This is a genomic window from Pseudomonas sp. NCCP-436 (genome assembly GCF_019656335.1).
Classification (GTDB): domain Bacteria; phylum Pseudomonadota; class Gammaproteobacteria; order Pseudomonadales; family Pseudomonadaceae; genus Aquipseudomonas.
Genome location: NZ_BPLZ01000005.1, coordinates 204,406 through 224,187 on the forward strand (window position 1 = coordinate 204,406; position 19,782 = coordinate 224,187).

Annotated in this window: 23 protein-coding genes and 1 tRNA gene; 6 read left to right on the forward strand and 18 right to left on the reverse strand. The window is 56.5% G+C overall.

Annotation, left to right across the window (positions count from 1 at the left end; genetic code table 11):
- Window positions 1-2: 2 nt before the first annotated feature.
- The 3 genes from NCCP436_RS08145 to phnN all read right to left on the reverse strand — a co-directional run bounded on the left by NCCP436_RS08145 (window position 3) and on the right by phnN (window position 3,624).
- A complete protein-coding gene (locus tag NCCP436_RS08145) occupies window positions 3-1,199 on the reverse strand; it encodes a polysaccharide pyruvyl transferase family protein (RefSeq protein WP_220803485.1) in 1,197 nt (398 codons plus the stop codon).
- Entirely contained in the window at window positions 1,189-2,862 is a 1,674-nt protein-coding gene (locus tag NCCP436_RS08150) for a hypothetical protein (RefSeq protein WP_220803486.1), read from the reverse strand. Before NCCP436_RS08150 ends, NCCP436_RS08145 begins: the two co-directional genes overlap by 11 nt.
- A gap of 171 nt (window positions 2,863-3,033) precedes the next feature.
- Window positions 3,034-3,624 carry a phosphonate metabolism protein/1,5-bisphosphokinase (PRPP-forming) PhnN gene (gene phnN / locus NCCP436_RS08155; RefSeq protein ID WP_220803487.1) on the reverse strand — a complete coding sequence of 197 codons (591 nt, stop codon included), beginning with the start codon at window positions 3,622-3,624 and terminating at the stop codon, window positions 3,034-3,036.
- Window positions 3,625-4,054: 430 nt separating this feature from the next.
- Between phnN and NCCP436_RS08160 the strand changes: the two genes are divergently transcribed.
- Window positions 4,055-4,381 carry an Arc family DNA-binding protein gene (locus NCCP436_RS08160; protein WP_220803511.1) on the forward strand — a complete coding sequence of 109 codons (327 nt, stop codon included), beginning with the start codon at window positions 4,055-4,057 and terminating at the stop codon, window positions 4,379-4,381.
- Window positions 4,382-4,665: 284 nt separating this feature from the next.
- Here the strand turns inward: NCCP436_RS08160 and mgtE are convergent, their stop codons facing one another.
- Window positions 4,666-6,108 (reverse strand): magnesium transporter, encoded by a 1,443-nt coding sequence (mgtE, locus tag NCCP436_RS08165; protein WP_220803488.1) that lies wholly within the window; start codon window positions 6,106-6,108, stop codon window positions 4,666-4,668.
- 324 nt (window positions 6,109-6,432) lie between these two features.
- Between mgtE and NCCP436_RS08170 the strand changes: the two genes are divergently transcribed.
- Window positions 6,433-6,912 carry a DUF4124 domain-containing protein gene (locus NCCP436_RS08170; RefSeq protein ID WP_220803512.1) on the forward strand — a complete coding sequence of 160 codons (480 nt, stop codon included), beginning with the start codon at window positions 6,433-6,435 and terminating at the stop codon, window positions 6,910-6,912.
- Between the two features lie 141 nt (window positions 6,913-7,053).
- On the opposite strand, the gene metE is transcribed toward NCCP436_RS08170, so the two are convergent.
- Window positions 7,054-9,357: a 5-methyltetrahydropteroyltriglutamate--homocysteine S-methyltransferase gene (gene metE, locus NCCP436_RS08175; protein WP_220803489.1), complete on the reverse strand. Its 2,304-nt coding sequence runs from the start codon at window positions 9,355-9,357 to the stop codon at window positions 7,054-7,056.
- A gap of 172 nt (window positions 9,358-9,529) precedes the next feature.
- Between metE and metR the strand changes: the two genes are divergently transcribed.
- Together metR and NCCP436_RS08185 are read left to right on the forward strand one after the other, a co-directional pair.
- A complete protein-coding gene (gene metR, locus NCCP436_RS08180; RefSeq protein ID WP_220803490.1) occupies window positions 9,530-10,447 on the forward strand; it encodes a transcriptional regulator MetR in 918 nt (305 codons plus the stop codon).
- 402 nt (window positions 10,448-10,849) lie between these two features.
- Window positions 10,850-10,939, forward strand: a tRNA-Ser gene (locus tag NCCP436_RS08185).
- A 103-nt stretch (window positions 10,940-11,042) separates the two neighbouring features.
- On the opposite strand, the gene NCCP436_RS08190 is transcribed toward NCCP436_RS08185, so the two are convergent.
- The 9 genes from NCCP436_RS08190 to NCCP436_RS08230 all read right to left on the reverse strand — a co-directional run bounded on the left by NCCP436_RS08190 (window position 11,043) and on the right by NCCP436_RS08230 (window position 15,670).
- Window positions 11,043-11,327 (reverse strand): type II toxin-antitoxin system RelE/ParE family toxin, encoded by a 285-nt coding sequence (locus tag NCCP436_RS08190; protein ID WP_220803491.1) that lies wholly within the window; start codon window positions 11,325-11,327, stop codon window positions 11,043-11,045.
- Window positions 11,327-11,602 carry an antitoxin of toxin-antitoxin stability system gene (locus tag NCCP436_RS08195; protein ID WP_220803492.1) on the reverse strand — a complete coding sequence of 92 codons (276 nt, stop codon included), beginning with the start codon at window positions 11,600-11,602 and terminating at the stop codon, window positions 11,327-11,329. Before NCCP436_RS08195 ends, NCCP436_RS08190 begins: the two co-directional genes overlap by 1 nt.
- 66 nt (window positions 11,603-11,668) lie before the next feature.
- Entirely contained in the window at window positions 11,669-12,715 is a 1,047-nt protein-coding gene (locus NCCP436_RS08200; protein WP_220803493.1) for a tyrosine-type recombinase/integrase, read from the reverse strand.
- Window positions 12,715-13,992, reverse strand: a complete 1,278-nt coding sequence (locus NCCP436_RS08205; protein WP_220803494.1) for a hypothetical protein — start codon at window positions 13,990-13,992, stop codon at window positions 12,715-12,717. The genes NCCP436_RS08200 and NCCP436_RS08205 overlap by 1 nt, the downstream gene beginning before the upstream one ends.
- A 198-nt stretch (window positions 13,993-14,190) precedes the next feature.
- A complete protein-coding gene (locus NCCP436_RS08210) occupies window positions 14,191-14,505 on the reverse strand; it encodes a hypothetical protein (RefSeq protein ID WP_220803495.1) in 315 nt (104 codons plus the stop codon).
- A gap of 9 nt (window positions 14,506-14,514) precedes the next feature.
- A complete protein-coding gene (locus NCCP436_RS08215) occupies window positions 14,515-14,913 on the reverse strand; it encodes a hypothetical protein (protein ID WP_220803496.1) in 399 nt (132 codons plus the stop codon).
- Window positions 14,906-15,247, reverse strand: coding sequence for a hypothetical protein (locus NCCP436_RS08220; RefSeq protein WP_220803497.1), 342 nt, complete (start codon window positions 15,245-15,247; stop codon window positions 14,906-14,908). Before NCCP436_RS08220 ends, NCCP436_RS08215 begins: the two co-directional genes overlap by 8 nt.
- Complete coding sequence (locus tag NCCP436_RS08225; protein WP_220803498.1) at window positions 15,240-15,455, reverse strand: hypothetical protein; 216 nt, start codon at window positions 15,453-15,455, stop codon at window positions 15,240-15,242. The genes NCCP436_RS08220 and NCCP436_RS08225 overlap by 8 nt, the downstream gene beginning before the upstream one ends.
- Window positions 15,452-15,670, reverse strand: a complete 219-nt coding sequence (locus NCCP436_RS08230) for a helix-turn-helix domain-containing protein (RefSeq protein ID WP_220803499.1) — start codon at window positions 15,668-15,670, stop codon at window positions 15,452-15,454. The genes NCCP436_RS08225 and NCCP436_RS08230 overlap by 4 nt, the downstream gene beginning before the upstream one ends.
- Before the next feature lie 454 nt (window positions 15,671-16,124).
- Between NCCP436_RS08230 and NCCP436_RS08235 the strand changes: the two genes are divergently transcribed.
- Both NCCP436_RS08235 and NCCP436_RS08240 read left to right on the forward strand, forming a co-directional pair.
- Window positions 16,125-16,454, forward strand: coding sequence for a hypothetical protein (locus tag NCCP436_RS08235; RefSeq protein WP_220803500.1), 330 nt, complete (start codon window positions 16,125-16,127; stop codon window positions 16,452-16,454).
- A gap of 15 nt (window positions 16,455-16,469) precedes the next feature.
- Window positions 16,470-17,021, forward strand: a complete 552-nt coding sequence (locus NCCP436_RS08240) for a hypothetical protein (protein WP_220803501.1) — start codon at window positions 16,470-16,472, stop codon at window positions 17,019-17,021.
- Window positions 17,022-17,358: 337 nt separating this feature from the next.
- Here NCCP436_RS08240 and NCCP436_RS08245 read toward each other — a convergent pair whose 3' ends face one another.
- The 4 genes from NCCP436_RS08245 to NCCP436_RS08260 form a co-directional block, all read right to left on the reverse strand.
- On the reverse strand, window positions 17,359-17,748 hold the full coding sequence (locus NCCP436_RS08245; RefSeq protein ID WP_220803502.1) for a hypothetical protein: 390 nt from the start codon (window positions 17,746-17,748) through the stop codon (window positions 17,359-17,361).
- Between the two features lie 90 nt (window positions 17,749-17,838).
- Window positions 17,839-18,018: a hypothetical protein gene (locus NCCP436_RS08250; RefSeq protein ID WP_220803503.1), complete on the reverse strand. Its 180-nt coding sequence runs from the start codon at window positions 18,016-18,018 to the stop codon at window positions 17,839-17,841.
- An 8-nt stretch (window positions 18,019-18,026) separates the two neighbouring features.
- A complete protein-coding gene (locus NCCP436_RS08255) occupies window positions 18,027-18,611 on the reverse strand; it encodes a DUF6338 family protein (protein WP_220803504.1) in 585 nt (194 codons plus the stop codon).
- Window positions 18,612-18,726: 115 nt separating this feature from the next.
- Window positions 18,727-19,206 carry a hypothetical protein gene (locus NCCP436_RS08260; protein ID WP_220803505.1) on the reverse strand — a complete coding sequence of 160 codons (480 nt, stop codon included), beginning with the start codon at window positions 19,204-19,206 and terminating at the stop codon, window positions 18,727-18,729.
- Window positions 19,207-19,782: the final 576 nt, after the last annotated feature.

Genomic DNA, 19,782 nt, shown 5'->3' on the forward strand with positions numbered 1-19,782 from the left:
CCTTAACCGATCCGTTGTACCCAGTTCATATGCCATGCCCACATCTTTTCGTGATACTGCTTCAGCGCCTGTCGCTGCCGGGCCAGTTCAGCTGCGATCCCCCCGTGATAGGCCGATGGATCTCGCAACAGCTCCAGCGCCCGCCGGGTCAGGTGCTGTGACCACTCTTCAGTGTCCAGGCTCAGTGCATCGCCCGGCCGCTGCAGACCAGTGAAAAAACCCTGTACCTTGTGGTGAGTCGAGATACCCAGCGTCGGCGTTCCCTGCCCTACGGCCACCACGCATGCGTGGAAGCGCATGCCGATGACCAGATTCGCCTGTCGGTAGATATCGAATATCTCGAACCAGCTATCGCCGCCATTAAGGCATGGCGCCACACTTACATGCCGACGCCGGTACTCGTCAGGCAATCCTTCGAGCACCTTAACGATCAAACCGAGGTCGGCATGCAGATGGGGCACAAACACCACCCGCACGCCAGCCTCGGCCTCCAGCAGCGCACAAGTCAGCCCGCAGATCTCCCGGACGAAGGCATCCTGAGATGGCCGCGTTCCCACTGACGAAGACGCCTTCGTGGAAAAACGCACATCCGCCATATCACCGGCCAGATTGATCGCTACAAGCTTGCGGGCCGGATACAGACTGGCCGTACGCGCCGGTTGCGGATCGGCAAACAACCCACCATCGGCAATGACCGGCATAACGTCGATGTAGTCCGCTCCCAGGTTTTCCCGCAGGATGTCTTGGCTGCCATCGTTGCGCAGGGAAAAGCGAAAATCGCGCTCATACGCAATATCCAGAAACCGCCGGCAGCGCGACCGGGTAGACTCCCGCATCATGCCCCGGGTAGCGTCGCAGCCCAGGCCGTGGAACAGCACCGGGATACGTATCCGCGTCAGCAGCTCGGGCGCAATGTCGAAACGCATGCCACTGATTGTGTCATCGCGCCAAAGCTCGAAACCGACCAACCCTCCGAAAATGGCCAGATCAAAAGTGTTCAGATAGTCGACGAAGGCCTCGTCGAAACGACGTTTCCCCCAATGGAAGAAGTCGCGCACCTCCAGCGGAGTATGAGCAAACGGCCGAGGACAGTCCGCCCCCCGGGTTCTATAGGCACCATCATGCATGGCGCTGTCACCCAGGTTTCCCTGAAACGAAGCGACGTGCAGCACCCTCACGGCATCAGTGTTAGGCTTCAAGCAGCGGTCCTCGTGCCGGTCTTGCCAGGAACCTGGCATGCGCCGCGCTTAATCGATCCATGTAGGTCGCCACTGGCCAGGACAGGATCTCCTGCAACACCTCGTCGACCTCAAACAGGCCACGCTGCACCATCCGCTGCATCAGAACAAAGTTGCTCACAGGGTCATGCAAGGAAGCGTTGGGAAAAATATTCCCACCGTTGCGTGCCAACGAAGATAGGTGCAGATACTCCCGGCAATAGCTCATGCCCGTGTACAGGTTTGAACAGAAGAGCTTGACGCGACTGGGCTTAAAACAGAGCAGGTCAAACAACGCCCGGGGCACAGCGTTGGCATAGCCCGTCAACAGTGGATTATCCAGGTAATTCCAAATGCCTTGCTGCTCTCGTTTACGGCATGTTGTCTGCTCCAACCAGACACAGCCTTCAGCAGCATTCTTGATGAACACCACGTAATCAAGCTCCGACATTCCGGCCAACAGACCAGGAGGCGGTTCCGGCCTGCCCAGCAGCGCCTTGACGTAATAGGACACATCTGTGCGACTGCCAAAGCATCTAGGTTCATAACTCAGCCCTGTCCGGTGATTGAAACGCACGACCCGGTCAAAGCCATCGATCTCAGCTCCGCTGTCCAGGCCGACATCCACCGGACCGACGATAGCGATGCTCTTGCCCCGGATATATTCGGCAAAATCCCTGTCTTGATCTTCGACAGCACGCTCATAGGGCTGCCCCACATGGTAGATCGCCGAAATCCTCGCATACTCCCGGGTATCCTCCTGTTCCTGGGCAATCTCACTGAGCCTGACGAATTCGGCTGAATCACCCAGCTCGTTGGCTAACGCCAGTCGGTAAGCAAAGGCAACCTTGGACTTATTGCCTGAATCCAACAACCTCTTCAGCGCAGAGATGAACTCTCTTCTTAGCTGCAGATACAGATCCAGATAACCGAAACACAGGAACAAGCGCGCAAAGAACTCGCAGTCACCTGCCGACAGCGCTTTGAGCACCTTTGCGTTGCTTTGCCAGAAAGCTGCCAGATCTGCCACCGCTGCCGGCAGCGCCGGATCCTCGATAAATCGAACAGGCTGGTCATAACAGCGCAGACAGTCGATCAGCGGCTGCACGCAACGGCCGAATTCGGCTCGCAGGGGTACTGGCCACCCTTGACAGTCCGCCCACAGCAGGATGCCTGCAATACGCTGAGGCAGAAGCTCACTGGACTTGAACAATGACAGTTCGTTGAGTACTTGCAGACGTTTGGACGTTTCCTCGACCAAGGCCAGGGTCTTTTCGTAACGAGCCTGTCGACTCCAGTAGAAGAAACCGCACGGCCAATCGAAGGAAAGTGCCTCCTTGCGTAATGACTCCAGCAACTCCCAAGCCTCCTGCCAACTGCCGGAGTGCATAAGTGCAACCGCACGGGCATGCTGTTGCCGGATTTGCAGGGGACGATCTTCCGGAAAATGCTCCAGCCCACAGGTAATGACATACCGATAGAGCGCCCACTGCCCCAGACGCTCGCAGCTACGAGCACAGGCATTGTACTCGGCAGCCGTCAACGGCTCGTCGCCATCCAGGCAGGCTTGCCACAAAGCACCGGCCTGTTGCCAGCGCCCCTCGCCCATGGCCTGGATTGCCGATATCGCTAGTGGATCGCTCACTGAACCTCTCCTCAGCGCCGATCTCACTATGCGTTCGGCGTCACTTACTTGTCAGTTCTTCCCCTTCAGGCAATAAGCGAGCCAACTCGCAATCAAAGCGCCATCATCGGCCATCTACTCTCATGCATCGAGTATGAGCTGCCCCCCCTGCTCACTTTGGCCGCAAGAACTTCAGGCGCACTGACGGTTGCTCTCAATTAACTGCAACAGCCGCACAACGGTTTGCGACAAGGGACCGGAGTTCTCCAGCAGCAGCGGGGCAAAGCAGCCGTCATTCGAGCCCTGCGCCTGAAAACCGACGCTCTGCTCCTGCAACCTGCGATTGCGCACCAGACGCTGCTCAATCTGTTCCGGCGTTTCCCGCCCCCGGGCCAGCAGACGCTGACGCAGAACGCCCTCATCAACACGCAAAAGAATTGCCAACAGATTCGGATAGCGCTGCCGGGCAGCAGTCAGGTGAGCCCTGGAACCATTGACCAGCACATCATGGCCCGCAGCCAGCCAGTCATCGACCTCTCGTGGAATGCCGTAAGCCAGACCATTGGCCCGCCAGCTCAGCGCAAAGGCCCCTGCCCGCTCCAGGCGCTCGAACTCGTTCACCGTCACACCCAGCGCATCTTCTCCTTGAGATTCGGCGCTGCGGGTAATCACGCGCCGAGCCAGACGGCAGCCGAATGCCTGCAACGACTCACGCGCTGCCTGTAATAGACTGTCCTTGCCCGCCCCCGAAGGCCCCATCAAATAGATCAACCGCCCCTGCATCACCACGCCCCTGACGCTTGCACCCCGTCCCGCGACAGCTCCAGACGGCAGCCAGTTCAAGCAAAGAGCGCTATGATAATTGCCCCGCCGCCTTCTGGCATGGAAGCCTTAAGCAAGCAGACCGAAATTGACTCAGGCAGCGCGTACGACCAGCTTTGCTGGCCAGTCGATAGCGTAATAAGGAATCTTTGCCAGACAGCACTGTCAGAGTGATGTGACAATGCCGAGGAATACGCATTTCTGACAATCGGTGCTGGCATAAAGCCTCTATCCGAAGCACAATTCGCCGTGTATTTGGCGTCAATAAATCGCCCCTGACCACCCTGTCAGAATCCGATTTGCCATTGAACTGCTAGTGCGAAAGACGGTCAAACCCTCGACAATCTTGAAACCGACTATCAGTGTCGCTCCCCGAACTAACAGGTAATGTATACGCCCTATGAAACAGGCTACCTATTCCAGCCGCACGGCTGACAAATTCGTCGTCCGCCTGCCTGATGGCATGCGTGAGCGCATCGCTGACGTAGCGCGCAACCATCACCGCAGCATGAATTCGGAAATCATCGCCCGACTGGAGCAGAGCATGCTGCAGGAAGGTGCCCTGGACGATAATCTCAACCTTCGTCTCGACAGCCCGGAGCTGAGCCTGCACGAGCGTGAGCTGCTGCAGCGCTTCCGTCAGCTGTCGCGTCGCCAGCAGAATGCGCTGATTGCGCTGATTGCCCACGACGCGGAAATGGCCGCCGAAAAGGCCTGACCAGACTCTATCCTGCGAAGTGACCGGCCCCCACGGGCCGGCCGCCTTCACCTCAGGCCCCAGGCAGCGTTTACTGCCACGCAGGCCTGCAACTTACGTCCTTCAAGACCGAACGCCAGAACAAGCGCAGACGCACACCTCCCCCACCGGTATCTCACCAATCTTCAGCAAGCACTCTTGCCGCCGGCGTACGACCTTGAGTCCGAGAGCAGGGATCTGGCCGCAACAAACAGATTACGGCCAGCTTTCGACAATCGGACTCCATACCCGTGAGCTGCCTACGACTACAGCAGGAAGATCGAGGCCAGCCCAAGGAAGATGAAGAAACCACCACTGTCGGTCATCGCGGTGATCATCACGCTGGCCCCCATCGCCGGGTCACGCCCCAGACGCGCCAGGGTCATGGGGATCAGCACCCCCATCAGCGCTGCCAGCAACAGGTTGAGCGTCATTGCCGCGGTCATTACCACCCCCAGCGACCAACTGTCGTACAGGTAGTAGGCCACCCCACCAATTACCCCCCCCCAAAGCAGGCCATTGATCAGGGAAACACCCAACTCCTTGCGCACCAGACGCGCGGTATTGCCGGTACTGACCTGATCCAGGGCCATGGCGCGCACGATCATGGTGATGGTCTGATTACCGGAGTTGCCACCAATACCCGCCACGATGGGCATCAGCGCGGCAAGCGCTACCAACTTCTCGATCGAGTCTTCAAACAGGCCAATGACCCGCGAAGCGAGAAAGGCCGTCACCAGGTTGATCGCCAGCCATGCCCAACGGTTACGCACTGACTTCCAGACCGAGGCGAAGATATCTTCCTCCTCGCGCAGACCGGCCATATTCAGCACTTCGCTTTCGCTTTCCTCGCGGATCAGATCCACCATTTCGTCGATGGTCAAACGGCCGATCAACTTGCCGTTCTTATCCACTACCGGAGCAGAAATCAGGTCGTAACGTTCGAAGGCCTGAGCGGCATCGTAACCGTCCTCGTCCGGATGGAAGGTAACCGGATCATCGGCCATCACCTCGCCCACCTGCTTCTCCGGGTCGTTGACCAGCAGGCGCTTGATTGGCAATACCCCCTTGAGCACGCCGTCATAATCGACCACAAACAGTTTGTCGGTATGCCCAGGCAGCTCCTTCAGACGGCGCAGGTAACGCAACACCACCTCAAGACTGACATCCTCACGGATGGTCACCATCTCGAAGTCCATCAGCGCGCCGACCTGATCCTCCTCATAAGACAAAGCCGAACGCACACGCTCACGCTGCTGGGCGTCGAGCGACTCCATAAGTTCGTGAACCACGTCGCGCGGCAGTTCAGGAGCCAGATCGGCCAGTTCGTCAGCATCCAGATCACGGGCCGCAGCAAGAATCTCGTGATCGTCCATGTCGGCGATCAGACTCTCGCGCACTGCATCGGAGACCTCCAGCAGGATGTCGCCATCACGCTCGGCCTTGACCAGTTGCCAGACGGTCAGACGCTCTTCGAGCGGCAGAGCCTCGAGAATGTAGGCAATGTCTGCGGGGTGGAGATCATCCAGCTTGCGCTGCAGCTCGGCTAGATTCTGCCGGTGAACCAGGCTTTCCACCCGTTCCTGATGCTCGCCCTCCTGACGGTGGGCGAGGTCTTCAACCAGCTTGTGCCGATGCAACAGATCGATCACCTGCGCCAGGCGATCCTGCAGGCTCTCTTGCGGTTTTTTTGCTTCTACTTCAGTCATGACGCGCTCCACCCCCAGTTGGCGGGCACGCCAGTGGGGATCAATCAGGTGTTACACGATTGTGCGAAGGGAGTATTGAGTAACTACTGGGTAAGTCCATGGTGGTATTCCACAAGCCCCGGCGGGGCTGACACGGCGAATGATAACACCGCAAAACAGTTTTTACGTGACAAAAACACGGCAAGAACAACTGCTTGCGCCGTGAACTTCAATCACGATTGAAACCTTGCCATGCGACGTCGCAGGCCGGCATCAGGACACGCCGCCAGCAAAAAACCGACTAGACTTTCAACGACAGCTCAGGGAGGACACCCCGTGCGAGGAATGCACCTTGCAGCGCTATGCGCTACCATCCTGCTTTACCCCGATCTGCAGAGCCAGGCCGACACTGTGTTCCGCTGCACCGATGCCAGCGGGCACGTCACCTTTACCCAGCACGGCTGCAGCGATGCCGAGCAACAATACCAGCAGCGAGCGCACAACCCACCGCCTGGCAGCACTCAACCATCCGCAGCGAAGCGTCAGAGCGCCAGAGAACGAAGGAAAAGCACTGAACTGGTAGTCGTCGGCCAGCTGGATGTTGCCTGCGGCAACCTGCTCAGCCGAAGCGAGCGACGTCAAGCGATCATTCGCCGGGAAATCCGCCGCGGCATGAGCCGGACCGATGTGGAAAGCAGCCTCGGCAAGCCGGACAAGGTGACCGTCAGCAATGGTGTGCAGCGTTACCACTACCAGGCAAAGCGCAAGGGAGGTGCCAGCCGCCAGGTCAGCTTCGACGAGACCGGCTGTGTAAAAGTCAAATGAACGGTCAAAAGGCCGTATGGCCGATAAGACAAAGTTCTTGTATGAAAAGTCGTCAAACGAAACATCACCGACCGTAGACGCTTTTCGTCGGGAACCCAAGACAACCCGGGCCGTACGCTTGCGCGCACGGCCCGCCAGATATCAGCCCAGCTCGACGCGTAGCTGCCGGGCGGCCGACACCATGTTTACCAGAGCTGCTTCAGTCTCCGGCCAGCCACGCGTCTTCAGACCGCAGTCCGGATTGACCCACAAGCGCTCGACGGGAATCCGCTGCGCTGCCTTGCGCAACAACTTTACCATCTCGGCTGTATCGGGCACACGCGGAGAGTGAATGTCGTATACACCCGGGCCAATCTCGTTGGGATAGGCAAAGCGCTCGAATGCCGCCAGCAGCTCCATGTCCGAACGCGAAGTCTCGATAGTTATGACATCGGCATCCATGGCTGCGATGGACTCGATGACATCGTTGAACTCGCTGTAGCACATGTGCGTATGGATCTGGGTGTCATCACGCACCGCACTGGCCGCCAGACGGAAGGCTTCGGTAGCCCAGTCCAGATACGACTGCCATTGAGCCCGGCGCAACGGCAAGCCTTCACGGAAGGCCGCCTCGTCGATCTGAATAATGCGAATACCGGCGGCCTCCAGATCTGCCACCTCGTCCCGAATAGCCAAAGCCAGTTGGCGCGCCTGTACCTCCCGCGATACATCTTCACGCGGGAACGACCACATCAGCATGGTCACCGGCCCGGTCAGCATACCCTTCATCACCTTGTCGGTTAGCCCCTGGGCGTACTGGATCCAGCGCACTGTCATGGACTGCGGACGGCTGATGTCACCGAAGATAACGGCTGGTTTGACACACCGTGAGCCGTAGCTCTGAACCCAGCCATAGCGGGTAAAGATGTAACCGTCCAGCTGCTCGGCAAAGTACTCCACCATGTCGTTGCGCTCGGCCTCGCCATGTACCAACACATCCAGCCCAAGACGCTCCTGTACCTCCACCGCATGACGGATCTCGCTGTGCATGGCCTCGGTATACTCCGCTGCGCTCAGCTTGCCCTGGCGGAATGCCTGGCGTGCCAGACGAATGGCCGAGGTCTGCGGAAAGGAACCAATGGTAGTAGTCGGCAGCAGTGGTAGCTGAAGACGCTCGCGCTGCTGTGCAATTCTCTCGGCAAAAGACGAATTACGCTGGCTATGCTGCGGCAGGATCGCTGCCAGCCGTGCCTGCACCTGAGGCTTATGAATACGCGGAGAGACAGCCCGTGCCGACTGCAGCGCACGACTCTGCACCAGAGCCGCCTGCACTTCAGCAGCATCTGGCGTTACCAGCGCACGCCCGAGCAGCGCCACCTCCTCACACTTCTGCACGGCAAAGGCCAGCCAACCTTTCAGTTCTTCGTCCAGTCGATCCTCGCGAAGCAGATCCACCGGGCAGTGCAACAGCGAGCAGGACGGTGCCACCCACAGCCGCTCCCCCAGACGCTCATGAGCATGCCGCAACACTTCCAGCGCCTTCTCCAGATCACAGCGCCAGACATTGCGCCCATTAATCACACCCAGTGACAGCACCTTGTAGGCCGGCAGCCGATCAAGAATGGTCGGATATTGCTCGGGGGCTCGTACCAGATCGATATGCAGACCATCCACCGGCAGGTTGGCCGCCAGCCCAAGGTTGTCCTCCAGCCCGCCAAAGTAGGTAGCAATCAACTTTTTGCAGGGCTCGCGCTGGATCAGGTTGTAGGCACGCTCAAAAGCATTCTTCCAGTCCTGCGGCAAATCCAGCACCAGAATAGGCTCATCTATCTGCACCCATTCCACGCCCTGCACCGCCAGGCGGCGAAGAATCTCGCCATACACAGGAAGCAGTCGCTCCAGCAGTTCCAGCTTGTCGCTACCATCTTCGCGGGCCGCTGCCCCCTTAATCTTGCCCAGCCACAGGTAGCTCAGTGGACCAATCAGCACAGGCTTGACCTGATGCCCCAGCGCATGGGCCTCGTCAACCTCCTCGAACAACTGCTCCCAGCTCAGGGCAAACTGCTGGTCCGGGGTAAATTCGGGCACCAGATAGTGATAGTTGGTATCGAACCACTTGGTCAGCTCCTGCGCATGAGCTCCGCCACAGCCCTCCTGGCTGACACCGCGCGCCATGGCGAACAGCGTGCCCAGGGTCGGCTTGCCATCGGCTGGGCGGAAACGCTCGGGAATTACACCAAATGCCAGCGAGTGTCCTAATACTTGGTCATACCAGGCAAAATCGCCCACTGGCAGCAGATCAATGCCGGCCTCCTGCTGCAGGCGCCAGTGCTCGGCACGCAACTGCCTGCCGACAGCGCGCAGCCCGGCCTCATCTAGCTCGCCTTTCCAATGGGCTTCAAGAGCCTTTTTCAGTTCGCGGTCGCGCCCAATGCGAGGGAAACCGAGTGAGTGGGACAGTGCCATGTCGTAACGCTCCATATCGATTCGAGATGGCGCCATTCTCCGCAGAGCAATTGAATGAGACAAACTCAAGATATTTGTTTTGATATATAGAATTTCTCATGTAGGGTGATGGCACTTCTCCGTTATCCCGAGACATGGAAGCGCGTCATGCACCTAGTCGTGAGTCTGCTGCATGCTTGAACTACGTCACCTGAAGACCCTTCACGCCCTGCGTGAAACCGACAGTCTGGTAGAGGCTGCTGAACGACTGCATCTAACCCAGTCGGCACTCTCGCACCAGTTCAAGGAACTGGAAGAACGCTTGGGCCTGCAGTTGTTCGTGCGCAAAACCAAGCCGGTACGCTTCACCAGCGCCGGCTTGCGCCTACTTCAACTGGCCGATGCCACCCTGCCCCTGCTGCGCAGCGCCGAGCGCGACCTGGCGCGCCTGGCTGGCGGCACCGCAGGTCGCCTGCACATGGCCATTGAATGTCACAGCTGCTTCCAGTGGCTGATGCCCACCATCGACCAGTTCCGCGATGCCTGGCCGGAAGTGGAGCTGGATCTGGCCTCCGGTTTTTCCTTCGCACCGCTGCCGGCCCTGGCGCGCGGCGACCTCGACCTGGTGGTAACCTCGGATCCGGTCGACCTCAGCGGAATTACCTACGTACCTCTGTTCACCTACGAAGCCATGCTGGCAGTCGCCAACCAGCATCGCCTGGCCAGCAGGCCGTACATCCTGCCGCAGGATCTGGCCAGCGAAACACTCATCACCTACCCGGTGGAGCGCGATCGGCTGGACATATTTACCCGTTTCCTTGAGCCAGCCGACGTAGAACCAGCCCAGGTTCGCACATCCGAACTGACGGTAATGATGATGCAACTGGTGGCCAGCGGCCGGGGCGTATGCGGTCTGCCCAACTGGGCTCTGCACGAATACAGCTCGCGCAACTATGTACGTGCCAAACGCCTGGGCGAAAAAGGGCTGTTCGCCACGCTCTATGCAGCAGTGCGTACCGACATGCTCGACGCCCCCTTCATGCGTGATTTTCTGCTTACTGCCAAAGACACCTCCTTCGCCAGCCTGGAGGGTGTCAGCGTCGCACGTTGACCTCACAGAAACGACAAAGCCCCCGGCAACAGACCGTGTGAAACGTAATGGCCAGCTTTTACACAGCCTGGCAGAGGGGCTTGGCAGGCATGTCCAGCACGGACGGCGGACACAGAATGAAAAAACCGAGCTAACGAAGTGCATGGGGTCGGCATCCTGCCTGTTGGACACTTCGTTAGCCCGGTGACCGGAGAGTAGTCCAGACAGTGGCACCGTGCCAACCCCAAAATACACATCTCCTTTCACAGATCTTGCCTTACCCCGCCAGGTTGGCTCCTGCCAAGTCCCGCCAGCCCTATACGTGCCCGGCCCCACCTGCATGCCCAAGCAACTGATAGCACAAGAAAACTTGAAAAATTAGCTTCGCCAAAACGAAATCAGCTGTTATCATGCGCGCCGCTTGGGAAGATGCCGGAGTGGTCGAACGGGACGGATTCGAAATCCGTTGTATCCGCAAGGGTACCTAGGGTTCAAATCCCTATCTTCCCGCCACATCTCAAGCCTAAGCCCCTGAAATTCCTAGAGTTTCGGGGGTTTTTGCTATCTGCGGCATGCAAGGTGTCGAAGAAGTGTCGAAAGCGGGTTGAGACTGCTGCTAGCTCTGGATCGGCGGCCACATCCTGGCGACGTGCACCAAGGCGAGAATCCAGACGGCGTCACGCTCAGTCTGATAGACAAGGCGGTAGTTTTCGTGGGGGATCAGTTCGCGAGTACCGACGACCGTTCCCAGCCTGCCCTTGTCGGGAAAGTCAGCCAGTGAGGCTGCAGCAGCGCTGAATAGCTCGTCCATATGCACGGCAGCGGTGGGATTGTCGGCGGCAATGTATTCCCAGATATCCAGACGATCCTGCAGGGCCTCGGGTGTCCAAATTACCTGCATCAGTGGCCCAGAGCCTTAGCACGGCGAGCGGCAAATTCAGCCTCAACATCGTCATTGGATCGACCACGACCGGCCTCTACGGATGCCCTGGCAGCGGCGACCTTACGTTGCAAGAACTCATCATGCTCTTTGGCCTGTTCTTGCTGGCGAATGAAGTCGCGCATCAAATCACGCATGACCTGGGAAGCCGGCCGGTGTGCGGCTTGAGCAGCTGCCATGAAGCCTTCCCTCAGTTCGGGTTCAAGCTTCAGGTTGAAAACGGCTTCTTTGGCCATGGTGGGTCACCTATCAGTCAATTCGTAATTACAACGTATATACGTTGTACATATGCTAGGCAATGCTCACGTAATTGGAAAGCACATGCCATCGGAAGTGGCTGGAGCGATGATGCCGAGAAAGCGCTGGTGATCGCTAGCAGGGCCAAGCTTGACGGCGTCCTGCAGGTGATCAGGTGCAAGGTGCGCGTAGCGCATGGTCATGGCCAAGGTGGTATGACCCAGGATTTTCTGCAGGGTCAGAATGTTGCCGCCGTTCATGACGAAATGGCTGGCGAAGGTGTGCCGTAGCACGTGTGAGGACTGGCCAGCAGGCACCGGCAAACGGGACTCACCTAGGGCCTTGTCGAAGCTGTTCAGGCAGTTACTGAACTGGCCGTGCTGCTTGAAGTGCCGGTGTATCTGCTGTTCCAGCTCCAGGGCAATGGGGATCGAGCGAACTCGCTTGCCTTTGGTGTTCACGAAGGTAACCAACTGGTTGCGTACCCGGTCGGGCGTCAGGGCCTGAGCTTCACCCCAACGGGCACCCGTGGCCAAACATATGGCGGCGACCATGGCGACGTGGGGCGTCCGGCAATAACGGTGAATGGTGGCGAACAGCGTCTCTATCTGGCTATCGGTCAGGTAGGCCAGTTCCTTTTCCTGCAGACGCAGAGGACGGACGCGAGCCAGCGGATTGGCGTAGTCGATTTCACCTAGCTGGTGCAGCACGTTGAAGACTGAGCGCAGGTAGCCCAGGCGGTTGTTCAAGGTCTTGGGGTTGGCACCGGCTTTGATCGCCTGGGTTCGATACTCGGCGTACTCGTTGCCGGTCATCTTGATGGCCACCGGGTCGCCCAGCTCTTTGGCCATGGTATCCAGCAGACGACGCCTTGCCTCACCATCGCTCAGGGTGTGGGCATGCAGTGTTGCCCAACGGTCGATCAACTCAGAGAGCTTGCGACGATCCTTTGGCTTGGGTGCCCACTCCGGCGCATTGATGACCTTGGCCCTGCAGGTTGCTTCGAAGCGCTGGGCTTCGCCCTTGGTCTTGAAGGTCTTGCGAAAGCGTTTGCCCTTGATGGGCTCTACATCGACCTTCCAGCGTCCGTCAGGCAGTTGCTCGATAGCCATCAGACCGCCCTGCCCCACCGCACGTGTCGTTCCTCTAGGATGCCTTTGATATGTTTGTAGAGTGCATCTTCATCCATGCCTTTGGCGGCATAGTGGTCGCGGATCACCGGCCAGCACTCCCAATCCTTGAGCCGGTGAAATCCCCTTCTAGCGCCCACTCGCTCCCGTGCCAGCAGGCTTACGAAGTTTCCCAGGAACAGTTCCACGTTCTTGCCAGAGAAGCCCCGAGACGTTTTGTAGCTGCGCCTGTATTCAGTGTCATCCAGCAGGGAATCCACCGGCAGATCCACGCGCACGTCGTCACGGATCAACGTCCAGATCGGTTCGAAGTAGCCAGGACGGGCAAGCAGCTTGAACTGGCGCAGGCCATAGCGCCACAAGCCATCGAGGTGTGGAGCGAAGGCAGCGTAGCTGTTGGTTTCGATGGTCTGGCCGGTCTGCAGATCGACGGAGCCACTGGCGAACTGTTGGATGATCGAGTGGTGATAACGCAGCTCTACGCGCCAAACGGTCTGGTTCGGGTTGTAGTTGTCCGGGTCGCCTTCGTCGAAGCTATCGCGACGCCGCCAGACGCCTTCCCAGTAGTCGAGCTTGTCGGTGGCCTTGGCCTGTTCGGTTTTGTTGTAGATCGCCAGTTGGACGCCACCGGCAGAGCCGAACATGTAGGTCTCGCCGCGGCCGTAGACGCTGCTTTTGGTCTCCCAGGTGATTTCCTTGATGCCGGAAATGTCACGGGCAGCGCGTGCGCGGCAGTGCATGCGGGCGACCAGATCGGAAGGCGGTTGCCAGCCTTGAACATCCAGGGCGAGATGGACCGCGCATTGGTTGCGTTCGATGTTGGTAAGGATCTGCTCGGCGTAGAAATCCATGCGGGCCTGCAGGCGCTCAGGCGACAGGCTGTCGATGGCGTGGGGTGACACTTCGATTTTCAGGTGCGGGCCGATGTTCTCGACTTTGGCGTTGTAGTTCTTGAGCAGCAGCACAAAGCCCAGGTCGGCGTTCTGCAGCTTGTACTGGTAGCCCGAATCCTTGCTCACACGGCCTGCATGCCAGCGCTCTCCAGCGAAGTCGACGATGGTGCCGGGTTTGTCGAACAGGCACAGCAGCTCCGGCCGGAGCAGGCCGCGATAGAGCTGGCGGACGGTATCGACGCCGCAGCGCAGTAGGCGAACCCGGCATAGATCGACGATCTGAGCAGTACCAGGATCAACGAAAATCCGGCCTTCGGAGCTATTCGATCCATTGAGGTCGAGACGGGCAAAGTCTTTGATGCTCATTGCTGGGTTTCCTTATTGGCCATTACTTGCCACTTCATTCTTCGTTTATCTGACGTGTTACAGGGGCGTCAGGCGGCGGGCGCGCCGCGTGGCACCGGCGCCGGTTGCGCTACGCTGACTCGGCGCTGGTGTCAGCTCGCGGCGTGCGGCGCCCCCGACGCAGCCGAACCCGTCTCGGCTGCGCCGAGACACACACGGCTACGTCAGGGGCTTGCACCGCTCTTGCTTCATCCATCGTTCAAGCTCCTTGAATGGGTCTGGTTCGATCAGGCAGTTCTGTTCCTGGATGTAGGAAGGCACCTGGGGACGTTCAAAGGGCGGGAGGCTGGCGTACCAGAGGAAGGCGCTCAGCAGCGCCAGGAACACGAGGTGCAGGCAGTCAGCGAAGTGCAGCGGGCGGGGCTGGATCAACACCAAGGGCTTTGCCCTTGTCATCCCACTCTTGCCGCCGAGGGCTCGGGAGCGCGGGGCGGTGAAGCTGCCCCACTCTCCCGTGGTCAGGCTTGTTTTCATGGCGTGGGGTCAAGGGTTCGCTGCGCCCGTGCTTCCGTTCGCCGGAACGGTGAAGCTGTTCCGACGAGCCGGGAGCGCGGCCCCTGACCCGGTTACATCGGTGGAATGGGTCAGGGTCATACGGTCCAGTACGTTGCCGGAACCGTGCCGGTCGCGGTGCCGCATCGCCCTGATAGAGCAGATATCGTCGAAGTAGAACTCGTTCGGGTTGCGCGTGCTGGAGCTGAGCTCAACACCCAGGAAGCACGGCGCACCTTGCATATCCGGCGTAGGTATCAGCACGCCGACAATCTGGATGCATTGCCAGAAGGATTCCGGCTCAGCGTCCCAGGCGGTTTCGACCAGTACGGTCTTGCCGACATAGCTCAGAGCAGTAGCAGCATCGAGCTGGATACGCGGCTTACGCATGGCGGCGTTCTCCTTCCTTGGTTTGGCCCTGGAACAGGTGCGGCAGCGGCAGGCAGCCCAGCACCTTGCCTACGGAGTGGCGATCTTTGATGCAACGGATGGTGTTGATGCTGTCGAAGTAGACTTCTAGCGGCAGGTCTTCGCCGCCATCGAACGGCATGATCAGGAAGTAGCCTTGTTCGAATACGCCCGGCACCGGCAGCACCACGCCGACGATGTGGTAGCAGCGCCAGAGCATTTCGTTGTCGTCGTCCCAGCGCAGTTCCATCAGCACGGTTTGGCCGATGAAGCCGATAGCGGTGATGGGGTCGAATACCAGGGCAGGCTTAGACATGGGCGTAGTCCCCCGCACTGAATACGGTCTTCCCCTTCTCCAGATCGGCCCGGAGGCGGGCAAGGTTGACCATGCGGAAGTCGGCCAGCTTCATGCTCGGGATGGTCTGGCTGTCTACCCAGTTGATGACCTCTTCGACCGTCACGCCGCTCAGCTCGGCGAAGGTCTTCACGCTGCACAGGTCGAGGCTTTCGTTCGTGGCGGTCATTCGTCCCACTCCTGTTCCAACAGTTTTTGAGTGAGCAGCGCGACATTCACCATCACATGGCGCCCCACCTTGCGGTGCGGCAGGTAGCCGTTGCGCATCCAGCCGCGAACGGTGTCGTGGTCTTCACTCATGCGAATCCAGTTTGCGAACTCGCGCCATGGCATCAGCGGAGGCGGGTTCACAAGGTCTTTCAGCGTCAGGGGGATTCCTTCCATCGGAGTGGCCTTTGTTGCACTATGTTGGTCTTTGTTGGCAAAGCCGAGCTTTGCGTAAAATTTACTCCTGCGTAATATTTACACGGCATCATGTCTGCGTAAAGGTTACGCACAATGATTTGTGTCTATATGGACTCTGTTCGAGATAGAGCGCTTCAATTGATTAGGGCTGTAGGACCGAAACGCCTAAGCGAAAAGGGCGGGAAGAACTACGACCGCTGGCGGAACATCAGCAGCGAGAAAATTCGTATCGGTACAGAGGAAATCGGCATCCTTGCAGATGCCTTTCCTGAGTACGCGCTTTGGCTAGTGAGCGGCAGGGTTGAGCCAGAGGGCGGACATAGAAGCCCGGATTACGACGAGGCCAACCGAAACTTGACCGATCAAGACGCGGGATAGCGATCACCCAGGAAGTAGCTAGGCGCTGGTATGCCCGAAGGGAGGTGGGTAAAGAATGAAGAGAGCAGCCATATTGGCACTGGCCATCGTCAGCCTTGCAGCCAACGCAGACGATCAGACAGCTCTGTCCAAAGCCATCGACGCGATCAAACCCGCCACAAACGCGGCAGGTGAATACGTCAGCAAAAGCATCATGCAGAGCCTGTCGGGCAATGACACCCCGATGGGCCGAGCTGCACGCAGTAACCTCGAGCGTCAGGCCAAGGCAGAGCGGGAAGCCAACCGCGGCACACGCAAGACCATGAAAGAGTGCATCAAGCCCGGCAACGTCATCGATGAAGACGTGCAGGAGTGCATCATGGGCATGCGAGAAAGGGACTGGTAAGGAAGGAGTTCAAGGATGAAAGCTGACAGAGACGACGCCCCAGAATGGCTAACCAGCCGCCCGAGTAAAGGTAGCCATCTAAAGGTTGTACTGGCAGGAACAATCGGCACTGTCGTTACCCTTGGCGCTCTGACTCTGGCCGGTCAAGCGTTCATGCAGAACACCGTAAAGAACCTGGCCGCGAACAGTCAGCAACCGAAGCCCAAGCCGGTTGCCGAGATCACCCGAGCAGAATCAGCAACCAGGAACGACTGGGAGAGCATCGTGGAAGAGCAGGCAAGGCGAGACGCAATGTTTCAGCAGCAACCTGAGCAACCCACTGGCTCAGATAGCCCTGCTGTCAAACAGACCGTGTTCAACGATCAGAACTACACCCCGAGAGGGGCTGACAATGTGCTCAGCTCTAGAGAAATTCCCAAGTCTGTGATTCAAGAGCAACCCAAAGAGAAGTTGCAAGTTACTGGAATCAAGGAAGAAAGAAAGCTGAAGGATTTCTGCGGAGGAAAACAAGGGAGCATTGAGCGACGGAATTGCAAGTCGCATGTTGGACTTAACTACCGGGACTAGTTATTGATTAAGCTCCGTCTATCGTGACAATCGATAAGCCGCAGCAAGTAAGGAAATGCCAATCGCTGACCATATAAGACCAATGAGATAAGAACCTACCTCGGGGCCAAAGGAAGTAGAGAATAGCAGGCCTAGACCACAGATGGCCCTACAGCTTGGATCAACCGAAGTCGGCAATACTTTAAGCCCAACAATGAAACTCGCACCCAAGAATAAAAATAGCAGCCCGACCGCCCCAATAATTAGAAATGGCTTCGATTTCATTTTTTTAAAAATCCTTAATTAAGTAACAGGGACTGATGGAGCGCTTAGGTCGACTAAGAAATTCAGATTTACATTAGTTTTTAGTAAAATCCTCTGCTTCAATAAAAGTATCCGTCACTATGTCGCTGGTATTGAAGCGCACTACCATTGAGCTGTGTTTCCAATTCCAATGACATTGACCGAGACTATAGCGAAATTCGGTGGAGTCAGTTGGATTTTTAGTGCTGCCTAAAAGTGCGAAAACCTCAGTTTTTTGAAGGCCAATTAACCTGTCATTTCGTATAAGAGATAGAGCCATTCCACCCCTAACGCAGCCAGGATCGTTCAGCATTGACTCTCCATTGAGATTAATCCACAAGCCGGAGTCAAACGATTGTTCCTTTGTATGAGGCGTTGTGAAATTTAGATAAATACCGCCTATAGCCACAATCAGGATAAACGCTACGGTGATTCGAGCAATCATATCTATGTCATGAAATAACGTTTGGTTAAGGGGCGGGCTTTAGCCCGTCCCAGTGAGCGAAGCGAACGGTTTGAACCAGTTGTTATACGCTCACTCATCGCCTGGTGGGGTTGGCACGTTGCTTGGATTATCTCCTGAGCTCGTTGGCTGATAGCCACCTTGAGGTTTTGGATCGCCCGTTGGAATATTAATAGGCGCTGAAGGCTGATAACCTTTTTTAATGATTTCTGGCTGGTAGCCTTCGATTATAATTTTCTTATCTTCAGTCATGACAGCTCCTAGTTTCTTAGCTCTATATGTGAAATTTCACTTGATAGTACAATTACCCCCGCCGTGTTGTTTTTTGGCCTTTCAAATCCTCCCTTGTCATTTATGATCCAGGTTTCCTCTAAATAAATTTGCTCTTCGGCAGGAGCACTGGAGGCAAATGATTTTTCTGCATAGCGCCCGGCAATTATAGTTCCGTCTTTAAGATGAATTTTTACCCAGTATGGTTTTCTCTGTAAAAACACATAGTCCCAAGGCTTAGCTGTTGGGTGCGGAGCATTGCGCTGGAAAAACTCTCTCGTCCGCAAAAATCTCCATATTAAGACCCAGATGATAGGTGCTAGGAAAAGTACAAAAATATAGAAAATGTTATATAGAACTGGGTGGGCTTCTTTTAATAGGCTGTTTTCCACGCCTAGTATCGGGAAGATAAGAAGTGCGTAATTTATTGAGCTATAGGCGACAGCATCAATCAGTTGGTCGCTTGTTGACACTGTTACGCTTGGGAATAGCAGTTGATATGCTTTGATGCTAATAAAGCCAGGAATTACAAAGGCAATGAATAGAATTAGCTTGTCAATTTCCCATATTTCCACGCAATTTCCTCATGAGTGTATAACGCCCGGCTCACCGAGCAAATTTTTGATGGCGGCTTTTGTGCGGTTTTTGCACAAAAGGTGACAGCGGAAATTTGTCCAGTGCAGCCGCTTGTTATGTTCTTGGCCTAACTGTGGCCATATTGGTAATTAGTAACCTCAATTCTGATTTTGAAGGTTCAATTCCGAGCGCTGCGCAAAGAGTTGAGAGTGCCCTAGCCATTTCTGTTCTGAATTTTTGCAAAGACATAAATATTTTGTACTGTCCCTGCCTAGTTTTGTCATCGAAGCTATATATATTTGAAACTTCTGTTTTTGTGGCGTTGACGATGGCTTGAATTACTTTTTTTAGCTCAGGGTCACTAGAGCAGGTTGATAGTAATTGTCTGGAGTTTGCCAATATATCTTCCATGCTTGATATCACTGCTTGCTTTACTTCAAGATCAAGTTCAGCCCATAGAACAGATCTAGTTTCAAGATCTGCGATATAGCCAGAAACTTCGTTTTTAAATGGTGTTTTCGCTAAACCATTCAAAGTTACACCAGTGATGCTTGAAAATGCAGAAACAAGACCAACCAATTCTAGAAATGACAATTTTTACTCCTTATATTTAAAACATAACAGTGATTAGATAGTCTTCTTCACTAACACATTAGTAGAGCCGGCGGTCTAACTCCGCACTGCAGGGTGTAACCATCCATAGCAAGCACTTAAAAATCAATAACTTACACAGAAGGCTATACGGCTGAGCGTATTCGCTTGACTTCCACATTTTGCGCTTTCATTACTACTGGACAGATATACACAAAAGCACTGCGACGGTGCAAGGACAGCGAGGGTGCGTGTCGAAAAAGTGTCGAAATCAATGGGCGGCAGAGTGCCGCAATGGGCAGAAGGCATGAGGCGAAAGCCGCGATTTTGCTGGCTTTGGGCAACGATGGGCAGCAACGGGCACACGCTAAAACGGGTTCAAATCCCTATCTTCCCGCCATACTGTAAAGCCCTGAATTGCAATGCAATTCGGGGCTTTTGCTTTTCTGGGGCCCGCCGCGTCAGGATAGTTGTCGTGTGAGTTGATTCGATGAGTCTTGGTCGGTGGGCGGAAGTGAGAGCCGTGTGGCGCGTTATTCGATAGAGCATCGGGAGTGGGTGGTGCGGCAGATGATGCCG